This is a genomic window from Arthrobacter sulfonylureivorans (assembly GCF_022637435.1).
GTDB lineage: Bacteria > Actinomycetota > Actinomycetes > Actinomycetales > Micrococcaceae > Crystallibacter > Crystallibacter sulfonylureivorans.
The window spans coordinates 31,104-57,223 of sequence record NZ_CP093327.1 but is presented as its reverse complement, the minus strand read 5'-3'; the positions used below and the strand labels follow the sequence as shown (position 1 = coordinate 57,223).

Sequence of the window (26,120 nt, the reverse complement as noted above, 5' to 3'; positions counted from 1 at the left end):
TCGCGCCGCGGAGCATGGTCCTAGCGATCACACGCCGCCCTGGGGCACGAAGCAGCTGGATCTCGTCCTTGATGCTGTGAGCGCCGCCCTTGTGGCGATTGACTATAGGCGGTCCATTACTGCAGATCCTCCGCGGATACCGTCAAGCGGCTCACCCTCGAACTGGGCGGTAACGACGCCGGCATAGTCCTACCTGACGCCGATCCAAAGGCGATCGCACAGGACCTCTTCTGGGGCGCGTTCCTCAACACCGGCCAGACCTGCTCGGCCCTCAAGCGCCTTTACGTCCACACCGACATATACGACGCCGTCTGTGAGGAACTCACGAAGGTCGCCGCAGCCATGCCCATGGGCAACGGCCTGGACGAGAACAACGTTCTGGGACCGCTGCAGAACAAGGCCCAGTACGACGTCGTTGCCGACCTTGTGGAGGCCCAGGGCTTCCGGAGCCCGCATCCTTCTCGGCGGTAACCGCGACGCCGGCCAGCCCGGCTACTTCTACCCCACAACGCTGGTGGCGGACATCGACAACAACAACCCGCTCGTGGCAGAGGAACAGTTCGGCCCCGCCCTGCCCATCATCCGCTACGGCACGGTGGACGAAGCCGTGGAGAAGGCAAACGCGCTCGACGTCGGACTCGGCGCCTCCGTCTGGTCCTCCAACCGTGACGCCGCGCGGGAAGTCGCGGCACGCATCCAGGCCGGCACTGTTTGGATCAACAAGCATGGCGTAGTTGACCCGCGGATTCCGTTCGGCGGCGCCAAGCAGTCCGGTTACGGCCTTGAGTTCGGCGCCGAAGGCCTCAAAGCCCTCGGCGTACCGCAGGTCATCAACGCCTGAGCTGAGGCTCACGGACGGGGCGGTCCGGCCCGAAAGCTGACGCCGGGCCCAGCGGGCGAGCTTCTTGCCCTTGCCCTTTCACCAGTTGTCCTCGTCCTGTGAGCCCGCGCCAAAACAGGATAAACTGTTCCTACCTTCGCGGGGAAAGACAAAAATGAGACCTCTCTTGATGCATTGGCTCAGCGGCTGGCGCATGTTCCTCAAGGATTTAGACGAAGCACTAATTGAGCGCCCCTGGACCCTCTAACCAAGGAAGTCCCAGCATCAGCTTCACTCTGTGTGCACGGGTCAGGTATTGGTTACTCATTGAAATGACATTGCGATCCCATATCCCCAAAGACGGAGCTGACCGTCTGGTTCCTGGGCGCGCCTCACGCCTGTCCTATTTTTCAAGTGGTCCTCGCGGGATCTCACAGATTTGACTTGAAGATACCGAATCATTCAGTCGCAGCCCTATTAAGGAAGCACGATCAACAAAAAACACGACGATCGTCCCCACGATTATCGCAGGCAACAGGGACGTGCTAGAGCGGGAGCTCAACCATGCTGTGGAACTGACGCGGTGCTCGCGGGTGCCTTGGCAATTGTGCAACAGCGTGTTGCGCAATTGTCCAGAGGCTGTCTGGACAAATAGGTCCGCTGCCCACAGCCGGGGACAATCCTCATGAGTTATCCACCGCTACTGCTGCTGAGGGAGCTCCCCGATGGCTCCCGATTCCAGCCGTGGATAACCCGGATTGAACCCCAACTGTTGACAGCTCGCAGGGGCCCGCGCTAAAGGAAATTGCGGATTTGAGCTCGGTCGAGCGGCGTCAGGTACACGCGAAACTGCCCACTGGTCCACTCAAGACAGCAGGTAGCAGGTCGTGGAGGAACGCTAGGCAGGCAGCGTGCGAACGTCTGGGAACCAGCCCGTCGGTGCTTTCTTTGGTTCGAGGTGTTCGGGGTCGCGGTGTTCTTTCATGTCGCAGTTGTAGAACGGTCCTTGTGGGTCCAGGAGGACTCTCATGTGGTGGTCTGCGTGGTCCCGCCACCAGAGGCTCATGCCGGTGGCAGCGTCCAGGCGCAGGTGCTCCCAGGAACGCCACATGGCCGCGACCCGTGAGACTGCTTCGGGGTGGAAGTACCACTCGATGCACCATTTCGCGGATTTCCCGGTGACGCTGCGGACGTAGGTGGGGAGCAGTTGCTCGTGCAGGAATTCTTCGGCCGAACCGTAGACGAGCTCCGGTGTCTCCCCGGCCTTTCCGTCCTCGCTCCGGCTGGTAGCGCGGGCGGGGGTGTCTGGATCGAATAATCCGAAATCATCTTCCATGAGCCAGGTGCTTCCTTACTTTGTGACCCAGGGATTAGCGTTCGTCGCGGCCGAACGGGGGACTGGCTCAACTTCGGGCTGCGGGCTGTACTTCCGGATGGACGCTTCCACAGCTTCCTTGTGCGGGCCGGTGTACCAGGGCAGTGTGCGCACCAGCGTTGCCGGCGCCCCCGAAGCGAGGACCACCGCCCGGCCGCGGTCGAGTTCGGCGAGGTTTGAGACATCGAAAATGCGTTCCTTGCCCTCCTGACGGGAGCGGCTGGGCCCGGACTTGCCGGACGAGACAGAGACATTGATGTAGCTGTAGTCACCGATCAGATCCGAGAGTGCCCGGAGGAATCCTTCTTCGGCGACGCCGCCGCCGTAGACCTTGACGTTCGCGGCGGACCAGATTTTCCGCATGTTGGCCTCGCCCCAGAGTTCGACGCCCTGGGACCAGGATTGCAGGATGCCCATGACGATCAGGCCCTTGGAGCCGTAGTGGCTGAACTGGTCGGGCAGCCCGGCCCAGCGGACGACGTTGGCCAGCTCGTCGAGGGCGAACAGTGCAGGCTTGGGCAGGCGTCCGCCGCTGCGCTCTGCCCGTTCCTCCATGGCCTCGGCGATGGCCACCGTCAGTGCCGTGGTGAGCGGAGCGGCCGAGCCGGCCCCTTCCTTGGAGAGGATGTAGATGGTCTCCTGGGAGGCGGCGAACGCGTGCGGGTTGAACTGACGGCGCGCATCGGCAGCCACGCTCGCGCTCCCGGTCGGGGCGACCCACCGCAGCGTGTTCCTGCTCTTGAGGCACTGAATCATTTTCTCGGCCGTGCCGAAGATGCCGTCGCGCTGTTTGTCGGCCAGTTCCAGCGTGGACTCCAGACCTTTGTACTGCAGCTCGTAGTCATGTGTTTTGAGGATGTTGATGGGTTCGCGGTTTACCTGCTCCGTCACCCAGAGGTAGACCTGGGTGATGGGCAGCCCGCCCAATGCGGCCGCGAGGAAGTACGAGGAGAGAATGTCTTCGGCTTTGGGATCGAAGTAGGCGTCCGGCTTGGACCCCGGGACCCGTGAACCGACCGAGAAGTGCTGGGTGAGCTTGTAGGCCTTCTCTTCGTCCGTGACGTAGGAGAGCGGGTTCCACCACCAGTGAGGTTCCTCCTGGGCAATTTTCTGCGGATCGAACACCCACACCGGGGCCGTGGCCTCGCGGACGCCGCGGGTACCATCCACGACGTCGCGCTTGTTCGACGTCGAAACCACCGCCCCTGGTGCGTTCAGGATTGCGGGCATCACCCGGGAGGTCGACTTACCTGTTCGTGGTCCCCAGATATCGAGGCTGAGGTCTTCCCAGGACTGGATGAATTTCTGGCTGGTGGAGACGACCTGGCCCACGACGATGCCGGGGGTGTCCTTGATTCCAAGCCGTTCGGCTTTGGCTGTTGCGCCTTTCTCGGAGAACGCGGCCAGCGACTTGCCCCGGCCAAGGTAGCGGGCGGCCTTATCGACGCGGGCCCGCTTGGACGAACCCTGGCGCCAAGCCACCAACACGACGAGGGTCAGCAGGAACATGAGGCCGGCGATGAGGGACGCGGCGAGAGTGGATTGGGCCGGCCAGGGCACGCGGCCCTTGGCCAGTCCGGCCAGCAGATCAACAGGGTGGGCCGGCGGGGCCTGAATGCCGGCCATCCACGAGCCAAGATGGGCGGCCGCATAGGTGCCTCCGCCGAACACAACGATGAAAGCAATGGCCAGCCAGACCAGCAGGGCATCCCCCAGGCCCATTCCCTTACGGTTCGGAGCACTCACGCACGTCCTCCTTCGCCGAGCAACCGGGCAGCCGCCGGTCCCAAGGGAGGTTCCGCGGGTATCTCTAGTCGCTTAGGTTCGTTGGCTTGGTTTGCGGGCAGGACTCGCGTTTGAGCGGGTGGCATCGGTTCGGAGCCCTTTTGGGCTCGAACCGATGAACCGTCGACGAGAGTGATGGTTTGGGCGTAATGTCGACGCATGCTCGCTCCTTCTGAAGTTGGTAGCTGATGAGACTGGTGGCGTTGCCGGGTGGTAGCGCCGCGGACCCGGTGTTCTGGAGTGCGCAGGCCTTCGAGGACTTCGAGCAGGAGATCGTGGATCAGTATGCGCTGGCGATGGCAGCGGCTGGTTTGAGCGACTCGCACATCCGCAATACCCGGGCGACGATCATTGAATTCGCCCGTTCGGTGACTGGCCCGCTGTGGGCGGTGACTTGCCAGGATGCCGACCGGTTCCTTGCCGAGCAGCGGCGGCTGGGCCGCAGTGTGAGCACCAGGGCTGGCAAGGCCGGGTCTCTGGCGTTGTTCTATGAGTTCATGGTCAGTCGTTACCAGGGTCGGATCCATCGGGCGACCGGGGTGCTGGTCGAGCAGCCCATCGACGAGTTCAACCGTCAGTCGGGTGCTTCGTTGGGCAAGGTCCGGGTGCCGCCGTCGGATGCCGAGATCGAAGCGTTCTTCACTGGTTGGCGGCATTCGATCCCTCAGGCCCGCAAGTATCTTCCCGCCGCTCGGGACTACTTTGCTGCCTCGTTGTGGCGTCGGCTGGGGTTGAGGATCAACGAGACGGTGATGCTGGATATCCGTGATTGGCGTCCGGATTTGGGCGGGTTCGGCAAGCTCCACGTCCGGTTCGGCAAGGGAGCGCGGGGCCGTGGCCCCAAGCCGCGGCTGGTACCGGCGATCAATGGTGCGGCCGAGCTGATCGACTGGTGGCTCACTGATGTCCGCCACCAATATGGCGAAGACTGGGCGGATCCGGACGCACCCCTGCTCCCCTCGGAGCGGTTCGACCGCGAGCTGGGACGATGCGGCCGGGTCGGCGGCAACGCGCTGCGCCGCACCCTGGCATTGCAGGTCGAGCAGCGGCTGCCGGCGTGGTCCGGACGGATGACACCCCACGTTCTGCGGCATTACTGTGCATCCTCGCTTTACGGGGCTGGGATGGATATTAAGGCCCTTCAGGAGTTGCTCGGGCATCAATGGCTCGCCACTACATCGCGGTATATCCACGTGCGCAGCGAGCATGTCGAGCTGGCTTGGAAGAATGCCAACGAGCGGGTCGAGTCCCGCTTCGCGATCACACAGAAGGAAGGATGAGGCCGTGCAGTGGAACCTGCGGATCAGAGCCGCCGAGCGCGGGATCTGGAAGTCAGCGCAGATGCGCCGGATGCTCGCCGAGGCCGGGCTGGAGATCAGTGCAGGAAAGATGTCCTCGTGGTGGGCCGGGACGCCGGCGACGATGAAACTTGAAGAGCTCGACGTGCTCTGCTCGGTGCTGGAGTGCACACCCACTGACCTGATGAGCCCCGAGCCGGACAAGGTCGCGGCGCGCCGCCCCCGCGCCACCGAAACCGTCAACGGCGATAGCCAAGGCCACGCCGCCGGCAAAGGCGGGATATCGCCGACCGTCACGCCGAGATTCGGCAAGCCGCGGTCCGAGCCGCCCCTATAGGCAGGGACGTTGTGAGTCCTGCCCCAGGCCCGATGGCACCGCTGCGGCCGCCATCGATGTGTCCCGACTGCCAAATCAACCGGGTGGCGTGGGTCCACCCTCGGGTGGACTACTGCTATGACTGCCTTCCCGGCGGCCCGTTCATCCCACCCCCTTGCTCCAAATGCGGCACCAGCACGGGATACTTCAGCCAAGGCATGTGCGCCAGCTGCCATCCCGGCAGCCCGCAACACCCAGGCTCCTGCAAAGATTGTTTCGCCTGGGGTGTCTACCGCCGCTACAACTGGACCTGCTGGCAGTGTCGCTGGTGGCGCTCCCACAACCCGGAAGGAATCTGCGACTATTGCGGGCGGGCGGCCCGCGTCGGAGAGCGGCGGGCCTGCCGGCTGTGCCTGGAACAGGCCCGAATGCTCCAAGAGCCCGGACACGGCCTGGACCTGGTCGGTGCGACGAAGGCCGGTCACCAGCTCTTCTTCGCCAACATGACCTTCGCACGTCGGGGAGCACCACCGCTGAGCCCGGAGCAGCGCGCCCCATGGAAGCGGCGGGACCAGCACAACCTGCCCGGCAGCGGGGCCGCCGCCGAGTTCGGCGGGCAGATGGCGTTGTTCGACCTGGCGCCCGACCCGAAGGCCCTGGCAGAGCGTGTCCGCCGCGAAGACAACGACCTGACCCGCTACTGCGCCGCCATCGTCCGTGAACACGCTGCAAGGGCCGGCTGGAGCAAGCGGCAACGTAACGATGTGACCCGCTCGCTGCGGATGCTGCAGGGCCTGCGGCCAACCCCAACCGCGAAGGTCCGTGCCACCGACGTCCTCCAACTGCGCCAATACTCCGGCAACGTCATCTCTACGATCGACGTACTGGCCGCGGCGGGGCTCCTCATTGAGGACCGGCCGACCCGAGTCGAACGCTACTTCGCAGCAAAGACCAGCACTCTGCCGCCTGTGATGAAGGACCAGCTTGAGGTATGGCTGGAAGTCCTGACCAACGGAGCCCGCCGGCCTCCACGGCAGATTCCGCGAGACCCGAAGACCATCATCGCGCACATTCTGGGCATCGAACCGATCATCCATGCCTGGGCCGCGGCCGGCTTTCAGTCTTTCGCCGAGGTCACCCGCGCCGACATCACAGCCGCGCTGGACGAAACGAAGGGCCGCCGCCACATCGCCGGAAACGGGCTCAAATCGCTCTTCACGATCCTCAAAGGGCGCCGGCTCATCTTCGCCAACCCGACCCGCGGGATGAAAGCATCCCCGAAAGCCACCAACACTCCGCTCGCCCTGGATGCTGCGGTGATCCGTGGCGAGCTGAACTCCCCAGACCCGGTGGTCGCCCTCGCGGTTGCCTTGGTCGCCTTCCACGCCCTGACAGGCCAGCAAGTCCGTGAACTGAAACTGACCGACATCAGGGACGGGCATCTCGCAGTGGCTGACCGTTACATCCCGCTGGCCGGGCCCGTGCGCACCCGCCTGACAGCCTGGCTCGACCACCGCAACCGGACCTGGCCCGGTACTGCCAACCCACACCTGCTTATCAACCGGCGCACCGCACCCAGGCTCCTCCCCGTCAGCAGCCAGTTCCCCTGGTCCGGATTGACGCTGCGGCCGCGGGTTCTGCGAGAGGACCGCATCCTGCACGAGATCCACGCAACCGGCGGCGACATCCGCCGCGTCTGCGACCTCTTCGGACTCAGCGTTGAAGGCGCCACCCGCTACCTCGGCACCCTTGAGCACCCCGACCTTACCCTCGAGAGCCAACGGGTTCCCCGAACCTAAGCATGCAGAAGGACTCCAGCCCGCAAGCATGCTCAGGTTCAGGCCAAAAGCGTCAAAATTCACGCGAACTTCTCACGGTCTGGGTGCCAGCGGGTGTCGGTGTCGTTCAGGCCGTCGTTCTGCTCGATGGAGGTCAGGCCGAGCTGAACGGGGATGCCCGGCCGGCCGCCGACCTTGATCAGGAATTTGCCCCGGCCCGGGGGGTCGACATCGAGTCCGCGTGAGTCCCAGGCGGGCGGGTCCTGCCACGAGATGAGTTTCTGCTGCTCTTGGCGGGAGAGGGGAATCGCGGAGGTCAGCAGGGGCATTTCCGAGGCCGGCAGGCCGCCGCAGATCACCATGCCGGAGCGTTCGACGAAGCCGCGGGCTTTCATCCGGTCCTCTTCGGCCGGCAGCGCCAGCAGGTCGGACATGGTGTGGGAGATCATGATCTGTCCCACACCCACGGACCGGTTGAGCCGGGTCAGGGCGTCCACCCGGTCAACCATGCCCTTGCCGGCACGCAGCGCCCGCCACAGCTCGTCCAGGACCACTAAGTAGTTCCGGCGCGGTTCCAGGCCCGCGTCCGCGAGGGCGTGGGCGACGTTCACGGTGCCGAAGCCGTAGGACCAGCAGGCGAGCAGCACGGCGGCCTGCAGGTCGGTTTCGGTTTCGTCGATGCTGGAGACGTCGAAGACTACGGCCCGGTCACGCTTCATGGGGTTGGTGGTCTGGCGGGAGAAGATTTCGCCCAGCTTCCCTCCGCCGGTCAGGCCCAGCAGGGTTGCTTCCAACGCCCGTGTTTCCTGCAGGTAGATGTTCATGTCGCCGCGGTCCAGCGCGACCTGGCGCAGTTCGTCGGGGGCGGAGACGATTACATCGAGCAGGTCTTTCAGGACCGGAATGCCGTCGAAGCGTTCATCGAGGACCCGCAGCGCCCGGTCCAGGATGGTCTGTTCCTGGTCCGTGGGAGGGTTGTTCCGGCTGATGGTGATCAGGGAGACGACCATGGTCAGTCGACGGCCGTGGGCGTCGGCGCGGACCCGTGCGGCGTCTTCATGGTGGCCGCTGTCTTCGAGCAGCTGGGCTGCTTCGACTGCCTGGCCGGGGTCGAGGATGTTCAGGTAGCCGACGCCGCGGCCGAGCTTGATGACCTGGCCGCCGAGGGCTTTCACGGCTTTGACGTGCTCGCCTTTGAGGTCGCCAAGGATCAGGGGGTGGACTCCCTGGGCCGAGAGGCCGATGAACATCCGTCGGACGACGGTGGACTTTCCGAGGCCGGGTTTGCCGAGGATGAACGCGGACGGGTTGGAAATCAGCCGTGCGCGCTGGAACCAGCTGATCGGGTCACAGCACACCGTTGCCTGGGTTTCCTCGTGGCGGCCGAGCGGGACACCGATCATGGGCGAGGATGCACCCGAAGAGAACGGCCACAGTCCGCAGACCTGGACGGTGGTTCCCCGGTACTCCCGGACGGACGGGAGCAGCTGGGCCATGCCGCCGCCCCGTCCCGTCCAGCCCCGCGAACCAGGCCCTGCTTCCTTTGCCGGGGCTTTTGCTGTCTTTACTGTCAAAAGCTTCATGCGGGCCATTAGAGGGCGTCCTTAATTTCGGAGGGCACCATGCTGTGCTTGGGCAGGACCAGCCCCAGGGGCAGGGACGCCGCGAACGCGGTGTCCTGGGAGCCGTAGGCGCGGCGCAGCAGCACGCGGGCGGTGCCCGAGGTCTGTTCAATGGCAGCAACGGCGTCCGGCAGGCGTTCCTTGTCGGTGACCGTGGCGGTGACGACCATGCCGAAGTTCACCAGACCGGCGCCCTGGGCTTCTTCCTGGGCGGTCTGCACAGCAGAGCGGGCATCCACCAGCGCCCGGGCTGTCGGGCGGGTGCCCGAGGTGATGCGGACGTTGGCGTTGTTCTGGTCCCGCTCAACTACCGCTGCGGCACGGGCGGAGTCCATCGGACGGTAAAGCAGGGAGATGCGCTTGCGGTCAATGTCCCCGTGCGGGGCCAGAAGCCGGGAGAGGACGGAGGAGTTCACGGACCCGCGAGGAGCCCAGGTCATGGTCCACGAGGCAGAGAACGCGGAGTCGTGCCGGTAGTCGTCCCAACTGGCCTGCGTCGCGGTGGGACCGACCTCGCCCCAAGTCAGCGACACCGGGGTGCCAGCGGCGTGGGCCTCATCAATGATCAGCGCTGCGGGCGGGTCGTAGGCGATCCGTACGACCTCGCAAAGTTCCTGCGCAGACATTGGCCGGGCGATCCCGGCGCCGGTGGACTGCAGCCGGGCCGAAAGACCGGGAATCCGCGAGGCCAGGTCGCGGGCGACATCCTCCGGGGTGCGCTTTTTCGAGCCCGCGCGCAGGGAGGCGTTGAAGGTCAGGGAAACCCAGGCGCGGACCGTGGCTGATCCTTCCGGGTAGGTTTCGACGACCTCGTGGAGCATGTCCTTGGCGAACTGAGGGGCGTCCGGGTCGATATTCAACATGACCTCATTCCGCAGCCGGTAGCCGGAGTCCGGTGCGGTCTCAACGGTGACGGCGGCCGCGTCCAGGCCGGCCTCGTCGGCCAGCCCGGCGAGCCAGCCGCCCCAGTTCGCGACCCAGGCATCGACCTGTTCCGGGTCCACGAGGGAGGCCCCGTCGGGTTCGGTGGAGAAGACCACGGTGAAGTGGCTGGTGGCCGGGACGTGCAGCATGGCGAAGGGGCGCTTGTAGGAGTCGGTGAACTCGTAAAGGGTGGACTTCGCAGCCAGGCCGGGGAGCTGGTACATACCCCACTCCGTCACGCCCAGTGGACCGGAACGGTACAGATTCGTCCCTGAGGACTTCGAGACCTTGAACGCCATGCGGATACCGAGACGGTCCACTACTGACTGGCCGTGCTTGTCTTTGACTGTCAGCAGCAGGGCGCAGGTGCCGGCGACCGCGAGGACGCCCAGGCCGGCGAAGAGTCCCCAGATGGCGAAGCTGACGATGCCCAGCAGGAGGCCGACCATGACAATCGCGGTGCCGATCGCGCCCAGGTTGCCCAGCCCGGCTGAGCGCGGAACGCGCCAATTTCCGTAGGACGGTTCCTTGTATTCGGTGTTAATTGCTGCCACTGGGGCCCTCCCCGGTTGAATCCTGCGCGGTCGTCTTGATTGCCTCTGACGTCTTGGACGCCACCTGTACGCCTGTGGCTACAGCCATGCCAGCCGGGCCCGTGGCTGCCGCTCCCGTTGCAGCCCCAGCACCTCCGGCCGGTGCTGCCGGTCCCGCTTTGCCTGCGGTGCCAGCGGCGCCACGCGGACCCGAAGAGCCAGGCGTTGGCTGCCCTCCCCCACCGCGGGGGCCTGAAGATCCAGAACTGCCCTTGGGAGAGTTGCCTGTAGTCGTGCTGGTTGTGCTGCTGGTGCTGGCTGGGGTGGGCGCTGCATTGCCCCGTCCACTGCCAACTCGGCCCATGGACACAGCCCCGGTGGCAAGGGCACCCACGGCGGCTCCTGCCGCTGCCCCGCTGCCAGCGGCAACGGCTCCCACCATCGGCGTGACGAACCGCATCAGGGCTGGAAGGGCTAAAAGGGCAACGATCATCAACGTGAACCCCGTGATGGAGCCAACCAGGGCATCCTTCCCGCTGGTCTTGCTCATCAACAGGAATGCGACCGAGTACACGATGGCGGCAGCCGGCTTATAGAGAATGAAGGCGATGGTCCAACCAACTGCCTTCTGGAACCACTGCCTGCCCATCTCCGTATTCGTGAATGCGGCCGTGGTGGGCAGGATGCCCGCCAGAATCACCAACATGCCGCTGCGGACCACCATCAGCACGATCTGAACCAGAGATGCAATCAAGCCGACGAGGCCCAGAACGATCAGAATGAAAGCCCCGACACCGGTCTGTCCCGTTACGACAAGGACGTGCATCGATTCCGCGAAGCCCTTCCCGTCGGTGGATCGGTCAATAATGGCGGCCGCGAATGTGTCCGCCGCGATGATCAAGATGGAGATGACACCCACACCAAGACTGGTCACCACAGTGAGGGTGATGAGGGAGCGTAGGAGATCTTTCAACGGTGCGCCCCGCTGCTCCCAAATCATGCGGATTCCTCCGATGATGACTGCCAGGACGGCCAAGGTTAGCGTCCAGGGCCACAGCTGGCTGTTCACTGTGGAGACCACCGGGCTCGCTCCGGTGCGGTCCTCACTAATCAGGTTCACCGTGGGCATAGAGACCCAGAAGGTCGACAGGGTCGTCACCATCTGGCTCATTCCCTCCATGATGGACCTCGCCAAGTTGCTGATTGCATCATCGGCGAGGCCCTGAACCCAGTCCCCAACGGGGTTCCATGTGGGTTTCATGCTCCACTCCACGGGATAAAGCCGGACAGGTCCCGTACCTGTCGCGGTTCTTCCAGCGGCGCGCCGTTATCGGCGACGACGCCTTTCCAGTCACCGTCCTGCCACAGCAACGTGGTGCGAACGGAGGCAAGCGCACCGTTGTCTGCCTTGAACGCCAAGTCGACGACGGCTTGATTGGCCGTATAGGAGACGTTGAATCCGGCGATCTGAATTTTCACTGACGAAGCGGGAGCCTGAGTCAGGGGCGCTTTCATGCCTGCCTCACGACCAGGTCCCTTTGCAGCGAGCTGTTCGGCGATGGCGCGTTCCTTTGAAGGGTCGCTGCCCAGAGCCCAAAGGTTCACAGCCGCGTAGAGCGCACCCTTTGGTGTGTGGGCGAAGCAAGATCTGATCCCCTGGGCGTCTGTCTTCCCCGGACCAATTTGTGGGTCGGTGGGAGCAGCCATCGTTCCTACCAGCTCCCATTTGGTTTCCGGTGCTGCGCCCAGTGACGTTTCCGTCGAGGTTGGAAGACCGCAGACGCTGCTGCCAGCGGCAGAGGCGCTGGGGCTGGCAGCAGGCGTGCTGCCGGTTCCAGGAGCCGGCGGTGCTGGCTGTGCGTCACTCTGTCCTTTGGGGAGCAGGAAGATGACAATTCCTGCTGCCAGCAGCGCGACCACCAGCACGGCCGCGATGATGAATCCGGGTTTGGTGAACGGATTGCTTTCGGTGGTGCTCTCTGTTGACTGGCTCATACGGAACCTCCCGTTGATGGTGCTGGCTTAGACGAAGGCGCGGACGATGCCCGCGGCTCCGGTGATGATGATGCAGCCCATGAGGACCCAGCCGAGCTTGCCGATCGCCTGTGCGCCTTCACCGCGTTGGAGTTGGATGACCATGCCGATGCCGACGATGATGACGCCCAGGACGCCGAGGACCAGGCCGATACCTGAAGCCCAGTTCAGGATGGTCAACAGACCGCCGGCCTGCGCCGGGACGACGGGGGTGGGGTTGGGAATAACGCTTGTTGAGAGTGCAGTGAACGTGTTCATGGTGAGACCTTTCAGTTGGTTGCCGTGGCCAGGGCGGCCACATCGGTAATGAAGCGCTGGTATTCGCGGACGGCTGGCATTGCTGTGGTGTCCGTGTGCCGCCAAGCGTCCACCCAGGGCAGAGTCCAGAATCGTGGTGCTCCGCCGCCTACGAGGGCGGTGAAGTCCCGAAGCGCTTTGGGTGTCTTTCCCGGGGCGTCTGCAAGGACGGCGAGGCCGAGCAGGTCGACCTGCGGGGCGGCGCCTGATGCCCACTGGGTGAGTGCGTTCCGGGCAGTTGTCAGGCCGCGCATGTCTGCGCGGCAGACCAGCAGCACCTGCGGGCTGCCGCCGCTGGGGAGGACAGGCCAGCAATGATCCGTGGAACGGGCAGATTCGATGAGGTCAGCGATCCGGCTTTCACCCGCTCCCCCATGGGTACCAACAACCCAGAGACGGGCTGTGCCGGCCATGCTGCGGGACGCCAGCCGGTCTGCCGCGTCTGGCTCGATCATGCCCCGCAGCGGTGTGCTGATGACCGCCGCCGGCGGGACAGCCGCAGCCCGGGTTTCCTCAGCCGGTTCGTCAGCCGTGGGGCGGGTAACCCAGGGGTTCAGGGTCTGTTGCATTGGTCCTCCTCTCAACTCTCGAGTTCCGTAGGGATCGTTCTAGAAGCCTTTGGCGACAGCGGCCGCTGCCGCGAGCCACGCCCGCTGGGTCGCGGGCTGGAGCGCTTCGTAACGGATCGGCCCGTTGACCAGGGCGGGGTCGTACGGGATACGGACGACGGCGCGCACGAACGGCTCGAAGCCGTCCGCGATCCGCTGCGCCTCGGCTCTCGCCCGCTTCAGGGCATCCCCAGTCATGCTGCGCTTGGCGTCGGTGGACTCGGAGACGATCACGACGGCGTTGCGTGCCAGCTCGGCGTCGTGGCCGCCACGGGATTCGAGGGTCTGCAGTGTCAGCCGGGCTGCTTCTGCACGGTCTTCGATGGCGGTGACGGGGACGACTAGCTGGTTGGTGTGGTCGATCATCCGCCGCCAGTTGGCGGCTCTGGCGGTGTTGCCGGAGTCCATGATGACCAGTCGGTAGTACCGGGTGAGGACCTGGTGGGCGATGTCCACTTCCTCTGCGGTGACTTCGTGGTCGCCTTCTTCGTTTTCGTCCGAGCGCAGCACATCGAACTTGTCGGCGGTCTGGTGATGGACGAACTTGGCGATCTCGGCCGCGTTCGTGGAAGGGGACAGGAGTTCGGTGGAGGAATCGATCAGGTCCAGGACGCTTCGGTCGTGAGCGCCTTTCTCGGTCCGCCATCCCAGGGTGCCTTGGGATTCGTTGTTGTCCCAGGCCACCGTTGCGGCGCCGCTGTAGCGGGCAAGGATCGCCGAGAGCATCACAACCGTGGGCGTCTTGTTGGCCCCGCCCTTGCGGTTGACCACGGCGATGGTCCGCGGGCCGGGCCAGTGCTGGCTGACGGTGCGGATATCCTCACGCTCGGACAGCTCCTCCTCTGAGGGGTCCATCCGGAAGCCCAGGCGAGTCAAGGTCCCGCGCCAGCCCTGCGTGGCCGGCTCCAGCACCGGGGCGCTCACCAGGAAGGAGGTCTCCTTCAAACTGCGTCGGGTCACCGGCGCGTCGGCTGCAGCAGCCTGCTGCGGTGCCTCGGCGGCCGGAGCCACGTCCAGCGCAGTCTCCGCGGCAAGGGGCGGCCACGGCTGGCGTTCCACCGTCGGCTGGGCAGGTTCAGGCTTCACCGCAGGCGTTGGCGCTGGAGTGGTGTCGGTGACTTCGGCGGCGGCCGCAGCGGGCGTGCTGGCGGGTGCGGCGGTGCGGCGGCGGCCGGGCCGGGGCTCGTAGGAGACGGATTCGACGTTGCCGCCCGGGTGGACGATCAGTTCGCCGTGGCCTTCGGGATCCTCAATACGGACGCGGACGGGGCGCTGCAGCGTCTTGGCTTCGGCCACGACAAGGGCCAGGGCGTTGTCACGCAGGTCCTGCAGCGTCTGCCCTGCAGGGACGAGGCGGGAGTTTCCTGCGACGGTGACCTCGGCTGTGCCGTTGTCGCTGATGATGGCCTTGATGTTCGGGAAGGCCAGGACCTCTGTTGGAGTGGTGCTCATGAAACTTGATTCCTTACGTTGACGGGGTTGGTGAGGTGCACGGGCTTAGGACGTGGGCGGGGTGAGCCGGTTGACCTTCCACGGGGCCTCTGGGCCTGTGCGGAGCAGCTGCACGGTGTAGGTCCCGGCATCGGTGGGCACGGCTGCCACAACGCCGTAGCCGTTCGCCTCATCGACCGTCAGCGTCGCGGGGCCAGTGACCCGAGTGGCGGGGACATTGGCGGGATCCACGGCGGAGTAATCGGCGGTGGCCTGCGGCGTGAGCCAGTGGGCCAGGTCGTTGGCCCACTGCTTTTCCTCCACGCCCGGGCGGGCGAAGTCCGCCATGGCCTTCTCAGCAACGTCGACGGCGGCGTCCTTGCTTGCCTGATCCCAGCTGATGCCGATGGTGGCCGGCACCGTGCCTTCTGGAGCCTGCGGGCCGCTGTCGGCGCTCAACGAAACCGGTGCGGAAGGCGTGGCTGTCGTGGTTTCAGCCGGTGCAGACGTGGTGTTCGCTGCCGGGGCGCACGCGGCGCAGAGCAGGGCCACCGCGATGAGGGCCAGAGACTTTTTCACGTTCTCTCCTCTTGAGTAGGCAGGTATAGGAAGGCTGAAGGGACATCGCTGCTGACGGTCCGGGTGTAGTAGTTGTGGTCATCCGGGGGCGGGTTGCCGTTGTAGCCCTCTTCGACGTAGGTGCCGTTGTCTTTGACCGCTTTGACCACCGCGACGTGGCCGAAAGTGGGGTCCGCTCCCCCGGCCCCCGGCGCGTACCAGACAACCGCCCCGACACGAGGAACGGAACCGGTGGGCCAGCCCTTGGCATCCCAGCCGGCCTTCCACGTCAGCGCCGAACCAAGGCGCTGCCCGTCCGGACGGAAATTGCCGTTGAGGAACTTGAACGGTGCGCTGGTCGATCCCATCTGCTGGTTCACCCGCCACAGGGCGAAGTCCACGCATTCGCGGTGAAACATGCCCAGCGGCGACGCGGCGGCAGCTCCGGGTCCCGCCTGCATCCAGGTGGGAGAGTGCTTCCACGGGTAGTCATCCCCGGCACCGGAATTCCCAGGGATGGCGCAGTCGCTGCCTTCCAGTGAGAACTTCCCGTCCGAGAGTTCCTGGACGAGCTTGACGGCCTCGGGCCAGTACTTCTGGTAGTGGTACGGGTCGGCGTTGCGCTGGACCTTGTTTCCGGCAAGGGTCGGCTCCAACAGCTCCCAGCCCTCAACCTTCTGCAAGGCTTTGATGAAGTTCGTGGCGCTGATGGTTGGATCCATGCGGTCTGCGTAGGAGCCCCACGCGCCGTTGTCGCGCTGCTGGAACAAACCACGCGAGTCAGGTCCTGGTCCGTCGCCGTAGTCCAGGACACGCAGCCCCGACTCCCCCAAGGACACCATGACGCTGATCATCTGGCCCTTCACAGACAGGTCTAGGGCCTTACCGGCACCCATGATCGCTGCGGCGTTCTTCAACTGCTCCTGGCTGTAGCCATCGACCTTAGTGTTGGCGTCCAGGGACACCGAGACAGCCGGGCCACAGTCAGCCGCAGCAGGCTTAACGGGTGCCAGCAGCAGGAGGACGGAGAAGATCAGGCCGAACAGCACCAAGGGAACCGCGACGGCGCCCGCGGTGGTGAGCCGCCTCGCGGTCTTCATGATGGACTTATCGCCGTCGAAGGTCCCACCTTATTGCTTAGTAATAAAGTGGGGCAAAGATGCGAATCTTCAGCTGCCGAGACATCAGGCAAGATGGACGCATGCCAAACCTCATTCGACCAGTGCTTCCGGGGGAGGTTGAGATTGCGATCGGCGTCATTGGCAGTCGGGCTCAGACTCAGATTCTGCGCCATCTGGCCATCCTTGGCCCGTCGGCCATCGGCCGCCTCCAGGCTGCGATGGACATTAGCCGCCCCAGCCTTAACCGGCACCTCGAGGCCCTGTCCAAAGCTGGCCTGGTACAGACTGACCCGCCCGCCGGCATGCGGCAAGGCAGGGATGTCGTCTATGCCGTTCAGCTGGCGCGGCTTCGTGGGCTCGCGAGGGAGTACATCAGCTACGTCGAAGGAAACTGAACCCGATTGGCGCTGGGCGCATCCTCGGTAACGCGATAGCCGACCTTGGGCGATACTGCTTACTGTGAGGGACACGAATCTACAGTAGCAGGATTGAAACATGTTTCGTACATGGTTCAGTCTGGTCGGGGATCTCCGCTTTCGAAGGAGTTCACGTCGTCCAAGAGAGCGTTGATGGCATCAAGAGTCTTTGAGTCGATATCGCCAAGGGTCCGGGCTGCAATGCTTTTGAGCTTGTTTCTGCGCATTTTCTTCAAGAGTTGCAGCTCTCGCTCAATCCGCTCAGGGAGTTCGCCCGTATCCTCGGTCAGATAATCGGGATCAACCTCGAAGAATTTGGCGAGGGCGACCAGCGCCTCTCTGGGCACGGCTTCAGGCGACTCACCGGATCGAATCCGCCACCAGCGGGTACGAGAGAGCACGTATCCGTTGTCCCGCACGCCCGCTTGGATCTCGGCAAACTCGTAGGGTTTGCCTCCTTCGGCGACCACGACGTCAAGAAGGAGGTTCACCTTGCGGGCAAGTGTTTCTGCCCGCTCGAGCCGGTCCCGTGGGGTGCTACCGCCAACCATCAATTCAGCCCCATTCAAATTCATTGACTTTCTGCGTAACGCGTTCACGACCCGTGGGGAAATAAATCTTCATACCATCGGCGAACCGCCAGATCCCAGCCTACCGGGTCGGAATTCCATTCTTGAGTGTGCCCGGTGCAGTCGAACCCTATGAGTTCCACCGAGCTCTTGTGGGTAGTCGCGAAGCGAGAAGACGTTTCAAACGGGACCGACCAGTCATTTCTATTGTGAAGGATCAGGGTGGGGGTACTCAGTGAACTTTCAATCCTGGCGCGATCCGAGTTCCGGAGGTCCAGAGGAGTATCCAAACCGACCAGCTGGCTGAAACCCTTGGACGCCAGGAGCAGAGTCACCAATGAGCCTAGGAATTGTGGGTATCCCTGGCGGCGTGCATTGGCGCGCAGCACGTCCTCCCATGCCAGGACCGGAGAGACCAACACGAGCCCCTTGATCATTCGTGCCCAGGGCGACCGCCGTAGGGTGTCCAAAGCCATGGTCGCGCCCATGGACCAACCAAATATCACGCATTCCGTTCCGCCATAATCCGCAACAAGCCGAAGCGCCGCTTCGAGATCGAGCCATTCCGCTTCGCCCAAATGTGATCGCGCGTCGCCCGAGCGGGGTCCGTCGCCATCATTCCTATATGAGATCACGAGTGAACTGAGGCCCATACGGGTGGCAGTCTCAACCCCGCGCAGTGTTTGCGTCCGATCGCTCCCGTGACCGTGTACGTGAATGGCCCAGCGTGAAGCTCCCCCGTTGACCACCCAAGCCGGGGCTTCGCCTAGGGGTGTCTCGACAAGTGCATCAACGGACCTCCCCGCTGTCGGATGGATGGCGACGATCCCGCTCCACCTTCCTCTGGAATCCAGAGACAAACTTTCAGGGCGCCAGACGAGACGCCTCGTGACTCTGTCGCGGTGGGTCGAAAGGATCTGCCCGATGACAACAGGTGGACCGCCGGTCTCTAGCTGCAGACCGAACTCGCCAGGCGTGAGTGTTTGCTTAGTTGCGGGAAGTTCTATTTCGCCATGAGATATGGAGCTGGGAGAAATGTCGTAGCGCCGCGTATAAGTCGCTGAAGTAACCTTGCGGGCGGCCAGGACCGAGCCAAAGATCGGGGCTGTGACAGCCAGGAGGGCACCCCACACAACAGCCTTCAGCGAGGGCGCCATGTCAGGCGTTCGAGATGATTGGAGGCTTGGGTCAGTGTCTTGATTCCCTCAACACCGATCCTCTTGCCCGCAGAGGGGTCACGGGCCAAGGCGTCCTGAATCTCAACGATCATTCTGTGAAGTTCTGTGCGCCGACGGTTGGTCCGCCCCGGAACCACACCCCGGTCCAAGGTCAGACCGCTGTTGCCCTCGATTGCTTTCTGCCACACCGGTGTCAAGTGTTCAAGAACGGAGGTGGTCTTCGCTGTTTCATAGAGGGTCGTGAGTTTTCGTCCTGCGGGCGGCAGTGACAAGCCTGTGCAAAGAAGGATAAATGTGGCTGAGTTCAACACGTTGTAGACCGAGGACAGTGTGGCCATCGAGTCCGTTGCACCTAGTACGTGTAGTGCATCGAGCAGGAGTACATCGATGACTAGCAAAACTGCGGCCGCGCAGCCAAGGCCTATCAGATTAAACGCCACGCTGTAGATCCCGGTAGTCCAGGCCCTTCGAAACCGGATGCAGGTCCAACCTGCGGCTGCCATGACAGTTCCAACGTAGATGTACTGGACAGCGGAGTAAGAGCCGGCTGCCCACTGTCCGCCGTAGTCGCGCATGAAGGACGTCGATGTGACAGGGGCGTCTATCCGTAGGAACATTGCCGCCGTCCCGGACAGGGCAATGGCCAGACCCCATTTAGCCCATTTGTCGTACGACGCTCTCGTGCCCGCGGATGCGGGCGAAGCGGCTCGATGAATGGCCCGAGCAAGGAAATTGACACCAACCAAGAGAAGTAAATTCGCTGCCAGGTCTGCGTAGTTCCTCCCGCCAAACCAGCTGTCGACAAGTATGAACACGGGGTCGACGTTCAGAACCATTGAGATAGAAATCAGTGTTGACGCCCATAGGATGCTTGTGTCTTTGCCTTGGCTTCTCGAAGCCGTGACAATCGCCGTAAGCGCGACCATTAGTGCAGCAGCAAGGAGTTCCATCAGCCGAAGACCTGCTCGAAAGCGCCCGGTTCGCCGGGGCCAACCCGGAGCGCATCTGCTAGCAAGTCGGCGAGATACTCCGCGGTGGCCTCTTCCACAGTCCTGAACTCCGTGCGCATGAGGGCCCTCCGAACGATCTCTGGGGAAAGTTCCCGCAGGCCCGCCTTCAGGACAGTGCCTGCACTTGGAAGTGCATCGTGTCCAAGTATCATGTGCGCAAGTTCGTGAAGAATGAACTGTTGTCGTTGAAGTTCCCATGGGGTTGGCGGATGAAACACCCACTCCTGGGCCCGGCCTGGCAACCAGAGGCCACAGATCGCGGTGCCGGCAAGCTTGTCTGTCGAGACCACCCTGATTCGCTTGCCACGCATCTTTTCGATTACTTTGAGCAACGAATCGAGGCTCAGACCGCCCGGCAGTTCCAAAGACCTGAACGCCGTTGAAGCGGCGTGGAAGGCCTGCTCGGCCGAGAAATCGGGCAGGGACCGCATAGCTTGCGTCACAGAAAATTCACCCTTCGATAGCTTTGGTGGGCGACGTGTCTGAAACATGTTTCAAACTTGATTTACACTTGATGGAGGCCTTAGTAGCGCTGGCCCGCCTCGGGCTGACCTTATCAAGCTCAAGCGGATGCCAAGACACGGACTACAGGAAGAGGAAACGGATTGCCGACCATTCCCGATGACGCCACCTTCGGCTTACACCAGGCCTGCCCCGCCATTCGCCCCCAGTGCGCGTCTTCTCGGCGACACGCCGGAGGTCGACAGCCAGTCCGTCCCTCTCTTCGGTCTGGCCAAAACCGACGGCGTACTGCGCTACGGATCACTACAACCGGCAACGCAGCGCGCGCGGCTGGCAGCCGCCGCTGTAGCTGGCGGACTGTAGCTCCTCTTTCGGCGGCGGCTTCAGGGCACCCACTCCCCCGCCGTGTGCTGTATCCGCGGCTGCGACACGCCGGAAGAAAATTCTTTTTTGCGGATTTTTGGCCCGGTCCTGACCTCCTTCCATGCGCAGTTTCCGGCCAGCCGTCGGGTTCCGAACACCGCCGGAGGCACCTGCAGAGAAAAAGTTTGGGAAATGGTTCCTTTTCTTCCATTGGAAACCGGGCCAAAAGTGGCCCAAAACACCCCTTCAGACGCCTTTTTCGCGCTTCGGGAATTGGAACCATTTGCACCTACGGAACCCCTGTTCTACGCCTGCCTTCGGCCTGTGCCATGATCATTCCGGCATCCGCCCGGCCTGGCCCTGTGCAGGAGCTGCGTCACCAAAGCGGAAACTTTTACAGGTTGCCCGGATGTCGTCTTACACGATGGTAATTTCGTAGTAGTTGGAAACAGTTAAAGGATCAGCCCCGGCAGATCCGGTGACCGTTCCGGCGGGAATGTTCCCAAACCTTCCAGGCGGCCGGGACGTCCACCTAGAGGCGGACAGATCGACCCGAGATTCAAAGGACAGTTGAGAGCCATGGCTACTACAGGAAACCGCGGAGGCGGGCGTCGCAGTAAGGGCGAGCGTCGGTTCGTTGGCACCCGCGTAGACGTGAAATCTGCCGATCAGCTTGTCAGGGCTGCCAAGGGCAGGGGCGTCACCGTCAGTGAATTCGTCGAAGCCACGATCAAGAAGGAGCTCGCTTCAATGGATCCTTCCGACTTCGCGCATCCAGGCCAGGAGGAGCTGCCTATCGGCCGCATGGTCTCTTAAAGCATAAGAAGGCCCGCACGAGGCGGGCCTTCTATGACAACTCAACACTCAACACCTAAGAGCTTGCCGGCGACCAGGTGATGAGCCCAACGGTTCCCTCACGGGAATCGCACGAAAGTCCTAAGGGGCTTTCTTCCCCCTCCCAACGAGAGGAATAACCCCATCGTACATCAGCGCCTTCGCGCGCTGCCAGACCGTGCCTTCGGCGTGCCGCGAGACCATCCTGCCGCGGACAACCCGGATACCGTCTGGGCGGCGCTGGCTCCCGAGCTGGCTGGCCAACCCCGCGTGCGGATCTCGCGGGACGGCGGACGCAGCTACCCCCAGCGTCACGAACGCGACCTCAGCTCGGCGTTGCCATCGCAACCGGCGGCCGTGCGCATCTTTGGCAAGGACGGCACCTGCCGGACCATCTGTCTGGACTTCGACTCTTCCGTCGACGGGGTCGACCGGGTGGCTGCCGACGTCTACCGGGTGACCTCCTGGCTGCACGAGCACGGTGCCCGCTGGATCGAGGACCACTCCCCCAACGGCGGCCGCCACGTCTACATCCCGCTGGAGCGCCGCGTCACCTTCACCGAAGCCCGCGAGTTCGTCGAAGCCCTGGGCAGCCGCTACCGCAGCCTGGACCGGTCCCCGCACCAGAACATCAGCCACGGCTGTATCCGCACGCCCGGCAGCCCGCACAAAAGCGGCGGCCACCAGGAACTGGCCATGAGCCTCACCATGGCCTACGACATCGTGCGCCGGCCCAACTCCCCTGCCGTGTGGGAACGGATGGCAGCCGACCTGGCCCCCGAGATGGCCGCCGCCAGGGCGCTGCGCCTCGAGGAGCCGGAGATGTCCCTGACCGGTCCCGCCGCCCAGTTGCCGGATGCCGCCGCCGGGACCGGCCGGATGTCCCGGACGATGCTGGCCGCGGCCGTGGACGGACTCTACGACACCTCCCGCTATGCGACTCCCTCGGAAGCCCGGCAGGCCGTCCTGACTGCAGCTGCCGGCTGCGGGATGAGCCTGACCGACGTCGAACGCCGGATGAAGCAAGGCATCTGGCCGGGACTGGCCCAGTTCTACGCCCGTTACCGGGCTCACCAGCGCTTCACCGCGCTGCGCCGGGACTGGGAGAAAGCGGTCAAATTCATCTCCGAGAGCCAGGGGAAAGAAGATGCCCATAAAACCAACACAAGCCGGCTAAATACACAGGGGGGGCAGCTTCTAGGGGGTTTGCCTGAATCGCCTCACAGCGAACACCGCTTTATCCGCACCTGGAGAAATGCCCTGTTCCTGGCTGAAGAGCGCTACCGCGGTTCCCGCGCAGGGATGGCCCAGCGCATGATCCTCAGGGCTCTCGGGGCCGCGGCACACATGACCGGCAGCCGGTTCATCGAATTCGGCGTCCGGTCCCTGGCGGTGGCCTCTGGAGTTGAACACACTACCGTGGCTGCCCACCTGCGCGCCCTGCGCGAAGAAAACGATCCGTTGGTCGTCCTTGTCAGCCAGGGCCGGGGTACGCACGGAGACCTCTACTGCCTGAACCTCCCGGAATCCCTGCAGGAAGCCGCGGAAAACCGGGCATGGGAAAGGGGCAAGCTGCACTCGCTGCGGCCCGTGTTCCGCGAGCTGGGGATGCCGGCCGCCTTCGTCTACGAAGCATTGGAGCACTCCCCCGGGCCGGTATCCACCTCCGACCTGGTCCGGCATACCGGACTGAGTCGCACCGCCGTCACCGATGCCCTGGAGATCCTCGCCGCCTGGAACCTGGCCGAACGCTCCGGCCGGGACCTGTCCTGGCGCCTGGTTCCGGCCACCTCCCTGCGCCAGCTGGCTGAGCTGTTCGGCGTCCTCGATGAGGTGGCCGAACAGCTGGATCGGTACCGCCAGCAGCGGGCGCAGTGGCGCCAGTGGCTCTCCGAGCGGCTCAGCACCGGAGCAATCCTTCCCTCCCCCGGTGACGACTACCCTTGGGAAACCTTTGAGGGCCCGCCGGATGACTGGACACTGGCCGACATGGCCTTCAAAATGACGGCCTGAGATGGCACCGCTGGAAGTAACACCAGTAATGGAACCATTCCTTCCGTTTGCTCCTTTTCCTACGCCCCACCGACTCGGCGCCTGATGGGGTGCGCCGGCGGTACCAATGTCTCCATTACTTCCGATCAGGGGGAACAGTACCTTTTGCTCCGTTTGCGCCGTTGCCTCTCTTTGTACCACTCCCCCATCGGCTGCCGCATGTCCCCTGGCGACTGGCCGGCGCGCGGAGAGCTCCCCTCAAAATGGAGCGGAATGCCTCCGTTAGTTGCGGTAGGGAGGAAAGGTACCTTTTTGGTCCGTTTGCACCCTCTCCCCCGCCCCGGCTGCGCTCAGGCCGAACCGCTGGCAGGCCACCACCGCTTTGTTGCGGAACCAGGGCGCGGTGGTGGCATCGGAACCGTTGCCTCTAATGCCACCTTTAGATCCCAGGGCAGGAATAGAGCCTAAGGAACCTATTGTTCCTTCGATTCAATCGGTATGAACGGCAGTAAAGGAACCTTAAGTACCTACGGAACTGTTGGAACCTGGTCGGGAACGAGCTATGGCTTCATCGTAGGGTCGCTCGCCGACAGCCCCAAAGAGAGGAAATGGAACCGTTTGCTCTCATAGCTCGGATAGTTCCAAAAGTTCCATTATGGGCAGGAACGGCGACCGGCCACTTGGTGAGGCAGAGTTCCGAGGGATCAATAGGAGGCATAGGTGCCCTCGGATCCAATGCTGGAAAAGGCTCTAAAGGTTCCATTAGAGGGCGCTGCAGCAATGGAGTCCCCCTGTGTTCCCGGGATTACCAGGGCAAGGGTGGCCGCGCACACTGCCGACGGTTCTTGCGCCTCCCAAAGAAGTAAGGCCACTATCGGTGGAAATGGAGGTGAAGCGCGCAAATGGTTCCAATAGTGGTATTGGCGCCACAGTCGCGCCCAGGAGATGCCGAGGAGGGCTCTGCGCAAAGGGTGGTAATGGAACCTTTTCCGCCGTTAGTTCCACCGGGCGACTGGAAACGGATCCTTTTGCGCCAGAGATGGCAAAAGTGCCAACGGTCCGAATGGAGCCAATGGCACTATCGGCGGTAAGGGTGCCAACTGCGCAAAAGGTTCCATTGGCTCAAGCGCCGCCAACGGTGTTAACGGTACTAAAGGTTCCATTTAAGAATCTGTAACAGGCACGGGCGTGGCTACCGTGGACGGCGGGGCAGCGCCGATAGTGTGGGAATCGATCGGTGCCGGCCGGTTGACTCTTTGTCACACGTGGGTCTCCTCCCGGCACGCTGCACCAGGAGAGAGGTAATGATTCCCATGCCGGCGAGAATCATAGCGGTCTGTAATCAGAAGGGCGGGGTCGGCAAGACCACCCTTGTCACCGGGTTGGCCGAGGTCTACACCCAGATGATGGGAAAAAAGGTCCTCGTGATCGACGCCGATCCGCAGTACAACACCACATCGGCCCTCGGCCTGTCGGGCCCGGAGTTCACGCTCAACGACGTACTATACGGCGACGAATCGAACAACCAGAAGATCTTCCCCGGGGTGGCCGCAGACGCCGTTCTGGAAGTGGGGGAGGACTGGCAGTCGCCCAACCACTCCGAGCTGGGACTGATTGCCTCCGAACGCAACCTAGCGTCGCGCGAACGCGACTCAATGATGGCCCGCGAGCACCGTCTGCGGATCGCCCTGAAGGGTGTGGCCGAGGAATACGATATCGTCCTCATCGACTGCCCTCCTTCCCTGGGGCTGCTTACGGTCAATGCACTGACCGCGGCCACCCACGCGCTGCTGGTCAGCGAACCGCGGGTTGCCTCGGTGGAAGGCCTGGCCGAAATCGTCACCACCATCGCTGAGGTGCAGGAAAACCTCAACGAGGACATCGACATCGTCGGCGTCGTCGTGAACAAGGTCCGCAAGGGACGCAAGGACCAGGACGTCTGGATCGAGAAGATCCGCACCGACTTCGGCGAACTGGTCCTCGATCCGCTGCTCCCGGACCGTGAGCTGTTCGCCAAGGCGCAGGCGGCGGCCAAGCCGTTGAAGTCCTTCGGCTCTGAAGCCAAGGTGCTTCGCGCCGACCTGGAACAGCTGGCGCGTGCGATCTGGAAGGGAAGCGAAGCGTGAGTGTAGACCCCGTGTCCGGGCGGGGCGGCACCCCGGCCCTGGACAAGATCAAGCGCCGCGGACGTCTGGGCAAAGCCTCGAGCCGCAGCGTCATCGAAGACATGAGCGCGTCCTCGCCTATGGAGGAACCGGAACTGGCGCAGCGGGCCGAGAGCCAGCCCCCGGCCCCGGCTCAGCCGGCACCCCAGCCAATCCAGCAGCAGGTCCAGCAGCCGGCGCCACAGCCCGTGCAGCAGCCTGTCCAAGAGCCTGTTGAACAGGCAATGCGACAACCGGTGCAGCCGGCTCCGTTCGTCCACCAGGTACCGATCCCTGCCGTCCAGCAGATTCCTGTCCAAATCCTGCAGGACGCACCGGCACCCGTCGCTGCGCCGGTTGAAGCCGCCCCGCAGCAGTCGGAGGCTGAGTCGAAGAAGGATGCGCCGAAGAAGGCCAGTTTCTTTCAGTCGAAGGAGGCGGGGGACCGGATGCGCTCCACCTACAACTCGACCCGGCCGATGACCCGGTACCGGACCCTGTCGGAGTTCATTTGTGCCGCGGTGGAGAAGGAATGCGCCCGGCTGGAGGCCCAGTACAACAACGGCGAGCCCTACGATTCCGACCCGGATGACGTGCCGCGCGGACGTCCCGTAGGCGGCTGACCGGGGCGCATCGAATTCGAGGCGTATGG

At 63.7% G+C, this 26,120-nt stretch carries 22 protein-coding genes and 1 pseudogene; 9 read left to right on the top strand and 14 right to left on the bottom strand.

All coding sequences use genetic code 11. The features are described from left to right. Nucleotides 1–123: 123 nt before the first annotated feature. Nucleotides 124–841 (top strand): annotated as a pseudogene (locus tag MNQ99_RS18510) (aldehyde dehydrogenase family protein); the annotation flags it as partial. A gap of 877 nt (nt 842–1,718) precedes the next feature. Here the strand turns inward: MNQ99_RS18510 and MNQ99_RS18505 are convergent. Both MNQ99_RS18505 and MNQ99_RS18500 read right to left on the bottom strand, forming a co-directional pair. Further along, nucleotides 1,719–2,156: a DUF4913 domain-containing protein gene (locus MNQ99_RS18505; protein ID WP_241915564.1), complete on the bottom strand. Its 438-nt coding sequence runs from the start codon at nt 2,154–2,156 to the stop codon at nt 1,719–1,721. A 15-nt stretch (nt 2,157–2,171) separates the two neighbouring features. Further along, complete coding sequence (locus MNQ99_RS18500) at nt 2,172–3,941, bottom strand: type IV secretory system conjugative DNA transfer family protein (protein ID WP_241915563.1); 1,770 nt, start codon at nt 3,939–3,941, stop codon at nt 2,172–2,174. A 227-nt stretch (nt 3,942–4,168) separates the two neighbouring features. Between MNQ99_RS18500 and MNQ99_RS18495 the strand changes: the two genes are divergently transcribed. The 3 genes from MNQ99_RS18495 to MNQ99_RS18485 all read left to right on the top strand — a co-directional run bounded on the left by MNQ99_RS18495 (nt 4,169) and on the right by MNQ99_RS18485 (nt 7,393). Continuing rightward, the gene (locus MNQ99_RS18495; protein ID WP_241915562.1) at nt 4,169–5,260 is read left to right on the top strand and encodes a tyrosine-type recombinase/integrase; all 1,092 of its coding nucleotides are present in this window, start codon (nt 4,169–4,171) and stop codon (nt 5,258–5,260) included. 4 nt (nt 5,261–5,264) lie between these two features. Next, a complete protein-coding gene (locus MNQ99_RS18490) occupies nt 5,265–5,615 on the top strand; it encodes a helix-turn-helix domain-containing protein (RefSeq protein WP_241915561.1) in 351 nt (116 codons plus the stop codon). A 407-nt stretch (nt 5,616–6,022) separates the two neighbouring features. Beyond that, nucleotides 6,023–7,393, top strand: a complete 1,371-nt coding sequence (locus MNQ99_RS18485; protein WP_241915560.1) for a hypothetical protein — start codon at nt 6,023–6,025, stop codon at nt 7,391–7,393. Nucleotides 7,394–7,452: 59 nt separating this feature from the next. On the opposite strand, the gene MNQ99_RS18480 is transcribed toward MNQ99_RS18485, so the two are convergent. The 9 genes from MNQ99_RS18480 to MNQ99_RS18440 are packed head-to-tail and all read right to left on the bottom strand — an operon-like array spanning nt 7,453 to nt 16,479. Then, complete coding sequence (locus MNQ99_RS18480; protein WP_241915559.1) at nt 7,453–8,964, bottom strand: helicase HerA domain-containing protein; 1,512 nt, start codon at nt 8,962–8,964, stop codon at nt 7,453–7,455. Next, nucleotides 8,964–10,472, bottom strand: a complete 1,509-nt coding sequence (locus MNQ99_RS18475) for an SCO6880 family protein (protein ID WP_241915558.1) — start codon at nt 10,470–10,472, stop codon at nt 8,964–8,966. Before MNQ99_RS18475 ends, MNQ99_RS18480 begins: the two co-directional genes overlap by 1 nt. Continuing rightward, nucleotides 10,459–11,712 (bottom strand): TrbL/VirB6 family protein, encoded by a 1,254-nt coding sequence (locus tag MNQ99_RS18470; protein WP_241915557.1) that lies wholly within the window; start codon nt 11,710–11,712, stop codon nt 10,459–10,461. Before MNQ99_RS18470 ends, MNQ99_RS18475 begins: the two co-directional genes overlap by 14 nt. Then, nucleotides 11,709–12,446 (bottom strand): DUF8175 domain-containg protein, encoded by a 738-nt coding sequence (locus MNQ99_RS18465; RefSeq protein WP_241915556.1) that lies wholly within the window; start codon nt 12,444–12,446, stop codon nt 11,709–11,711. The genes MNQ99_RS18470 and MNQ99_RS18465 overlap by 4 nt, the downstream gene beginning before the upstream one ends. Nucleotides 12,447–12,473: 27 nt before the next feature. Further along, complete coding sequence (locus MNQ99_RS18460) at nt 12,474–12,743, bottom strand: hypothetical protein (RefSeq protein WP_214944378.1); 270 nt, start codon at nt 12,741–12,743, stop codon at nt 12,474–12,476. An 11-nt stretch (nt 12,744–12,754) separates the two neighbouring features. Then, on the bottom strand, nt 12,755–13,351 hold the full coding sequence (locus MNQ99_RS18455; protein WP_241915555.1) for a DUF6668 family protein: 597 nt from the start codon (nt 13,349–13,351) through the stop codon (nt 12,755–12,757). Nucleotides 13,352–13,390: 39 nt separating this feature from the next. Beyond that, on the bottom strand, nt 13,391–14,842 hold the full coding sequence (locus MNQ99_RS18450) for a chromosome partitioning protein ParA (protein ID WP_241915554.1): 1,452 nt from the start codon (nt 14,840–14,842) through the stop codon (nt 13,391–13,393). 45 nt (nt 14,843–14,887) lie between these two features. Then, entirely contained in the window at nt 14,888–15,400 is a 513-nt protein-coding gene (locus MNQ99_RS18445) for a hypothetical protein (protein ID WP_241915553.1), read from the bottom strand. Further along, nucleotides 15,397–16,479, bottom strand: a complete 1,083-nt coding sequence (locus tag MNQ99_RS18440) for a CHAP domain-containing protein (protein WP_241915552.1) — start codon at nt 16,477–16,479, stop codon at nt 15,397–15,399. Before MNQ99_RS18440 ends, MNQ99_RS18445 begins: the two co-directional genes overlap by 4 nt. 101 nt (nt 16,480–16,580) lie before the next feature. Here MNQ99_RS18440 and MNQ99_RS18435 point away from each other — a divergent pair, with 101 nt between their 5' ends. Then, on the top strand, nt 16,581–16,895 hold the full coding sequence (locus tag MNQ99_RS18435) for an ArsR/SmtB family transcription factor (RefSeq protein WP_241915551.1): 315 nt from the start codon (nt 16,581–16,583) through the stop codon (nt 16,893–16,895). Nucleotides 16,896–17,011: 116 nt separating this feature from the next. Here MNQ99_RS18435 and MNQ99_RS18430 read toward each other — a convergent pair whose 3' ends face one another. The 3 genes from MNQ99_RS18430 to MNQ99_RS18420 form a co-directional block, all read right to left on the bottom strand. Next, a complete protein-coding gene (locus MNQ99_RS18430; protein ID WP_241915550.1) occupies nt 17,012–17,491 on the bottom strand; it encodes a hypothetical protein in 480 nt (159 codons plus the stop codon). 1,135 nt (nt 17,492–18,626) lie between these two features. Further along, nucleotides 18,627–19,613, bottom strand: a complete 987-nt coding sequence (locus MNQ99_RS18425; RefSeq protein ID WP_241915549.1) for a hypothetical protein — start codon at nt 19,611–19,613, stop codon at nt 18,627–18,629. Further along, nucleotides 19,613–20,164, bottom strand: coding sequence for an ImmA/IrrE family metallo-endopeptidase (locus MNQ99_RS18420; protein WP_241915548.1), 552 nt, complete (start codon nt 20,162–20,164; stop codon nt 19,613–19,615). Before MNQ99_RS18420 ends, MNQ99_RS18425 begins: the two co-directional genes overlap by 1 nt. Before the next feature lie 913 nt (nt 20,165–21,077). On the opposite strand from MNQ99_RS18420, the gene MNQ99_RS18415 reads away from it, so the two are divergent. The 4 genes from MNQ99_RS18415 (at nt 21,078) to MNQ99_RS18400 (ending at nt 26,091) form a co-directional block, all read left to right on the top strand. Further along, entirely contained in the window at nt 21,078–21,314 is a 237-nt protein-coding gene (locus MNQ99_RS18415; protein ID WP_136787409.1) for a hypothetical protein, read from the top strand. 207 nt (nt 21,315–21,521) lie between these two features. Then, nucleotides 21,522–23,345, top strand: a complete 1,824-nt coding sequence (locus MNQ99_RS18410) for a MarR family transcriptional regulator (protein WP_241915547.1) — start codon at nt 21,522–21,524, stop codon at nt 23,343–23,345. 1,283 nt (nt 23,346–24,628) lie between these two features. Beyond that, a complete protein-coding gene (locus MNQ99_RS18405; protein WP_241915546.1) occupies nt 24,629–25,450 on the top strand; it encodes a ParA family protein in 822 nt (273 codons plus the stop codon). Further along, nucleotides 25,447–26,091, top strand: coding sequence for a ParB family protein (locus MNQ99_RS18400; protein WP_241915545.1), 645 nt, complete (start codon nt 25,447–25,449; stop codon nt 26,089–26,091). The genes MNQ99_RS18405 and MNQ99_RS18400 overlap by 4 nt, the downstream gene beginning before the upstream one ends. Nucleotides 26,092–26,120 lie beyond the last annotated feature (29 nt).

Excerpts from the sequence above, each read along its gene's own strand:
- MNQ99_RS18455 (WP_241915555.1), bottom strand. The coding sequence starts at position 13,351 with ATGCAACAGACCCTGAACCCCTGGGTTACCCGCCCCACGGCTGACGAA.
- MNQ99_RS18460 (WP_214944378.1), bottom strand. The coding sequence starts at position 12,743 with ATGAACACGTTCACTGCACTCTCAACAAGCGTTATTCCCAACCCCACC.
- MNQ99_RS18485 (WP_241915560.1), top strand. The coding sequence starts at position 6,023 with ATGCTCCAAGAGCCCGGACACGGCCTGGACCTGGTCGGTGCGACGAAG.
- MNQ99_RS18420 (WP_241915548.1), bottom strand. The coding sequence starts at position 20,164 with ATGTTTCAGACACGTCGCCCACCAAAGCTATCGAAGGGTGAATTTTCT.
- MNQ99_RS18465 (WP_241915556.1), bottom strand. The coding sequence starts at position 12,446 with ATGAGCCAGTCAACAGAGAGCACCACCGAAAGCAATCCGTTCACCAAA.
- MNQ99_RS18505 (WP_241915564.1), bottom strand. The coding sequence starts at position 2,156 with ATGGAAGATGATTTCGGATTATTCGATCCAGACACCCCCGCCCGCGCT.
- MNQ99_RS18405 (WP_241915546.1), top strand. The coding sequence starts at position 24,629 with ATGATTCCCATGCCGGCGAGAATCATAGCGGTCTGTAATCAGAAGGGC.
- MNQ99_RS18425 (WP_241915549.1), bottom strand. The coding sequence starts at position 19,613 with ATGGAACTCCTTGCTGCTGCACTAATGGTCGCGCTTACGGCGATTGTC.
- MNQ99_RS18450 (WP_241915554.1), bottom strand. The coding sequence starts at position 14,842 with ATGAGCACCACTCCAACAGAGGTCCTGGCCTTCCCGAACATCAAGGCC.
- MNQ99_RS18480 (WP_241915559.1), bottom strand. The coding sequence starts at position 8,964 with ATGGCCCGCATGAAGCTTTTGACAGTAAAGACAGCAAAAGCCCCGGCA.
- MNQ99_RS18495 (WP_241915562.1), top strand. The coding sequence starts at position 4,169 with ATGAGACTGGTGGCGTTGCCGGGTGGTAGCGCCGCGGACCCGGTGTTC.
- MNQ99_RS18440 (WP_241915552.1), bottom strand. The coding sequence starts at position 16,479 with ATGAAGACCGCGAGGCGGCTCACCACCGCGGGCGCCGTCGCGGTTCCC.
- MNQ99_RS18435 (WP_241915551.1), top strand. The coding sequence starts at position 16,581 with ATGCCAAACCTCATTCGACCAGTGCTTCCGGGGGAGGTTGAGATTGCG.
- MNQ99_RS18415 (WP_136787409.1), top strand. The coding sequence starts at position 21,078 with ATGGCTACTACAGGAAACCGCGGAGGCGGGCGTCGCAGTAAGGGCGAG.
- MNQ99_RS18470 (WP_241915557.1), bottom strand. The coding sequence starts at position 11,712 with ATGAAACCCACATGGAACCCCGTTGGGGACTGGGTTCAGGGCCTCGCC.
- MNQ99_RS18430 (WP_241915550.1), bottom strand. The coding sequence starts at position 17,491 with ATGAATTTGAATGGGGCTGAATTGATGGTTGGCGGTAGCACCCCACGG.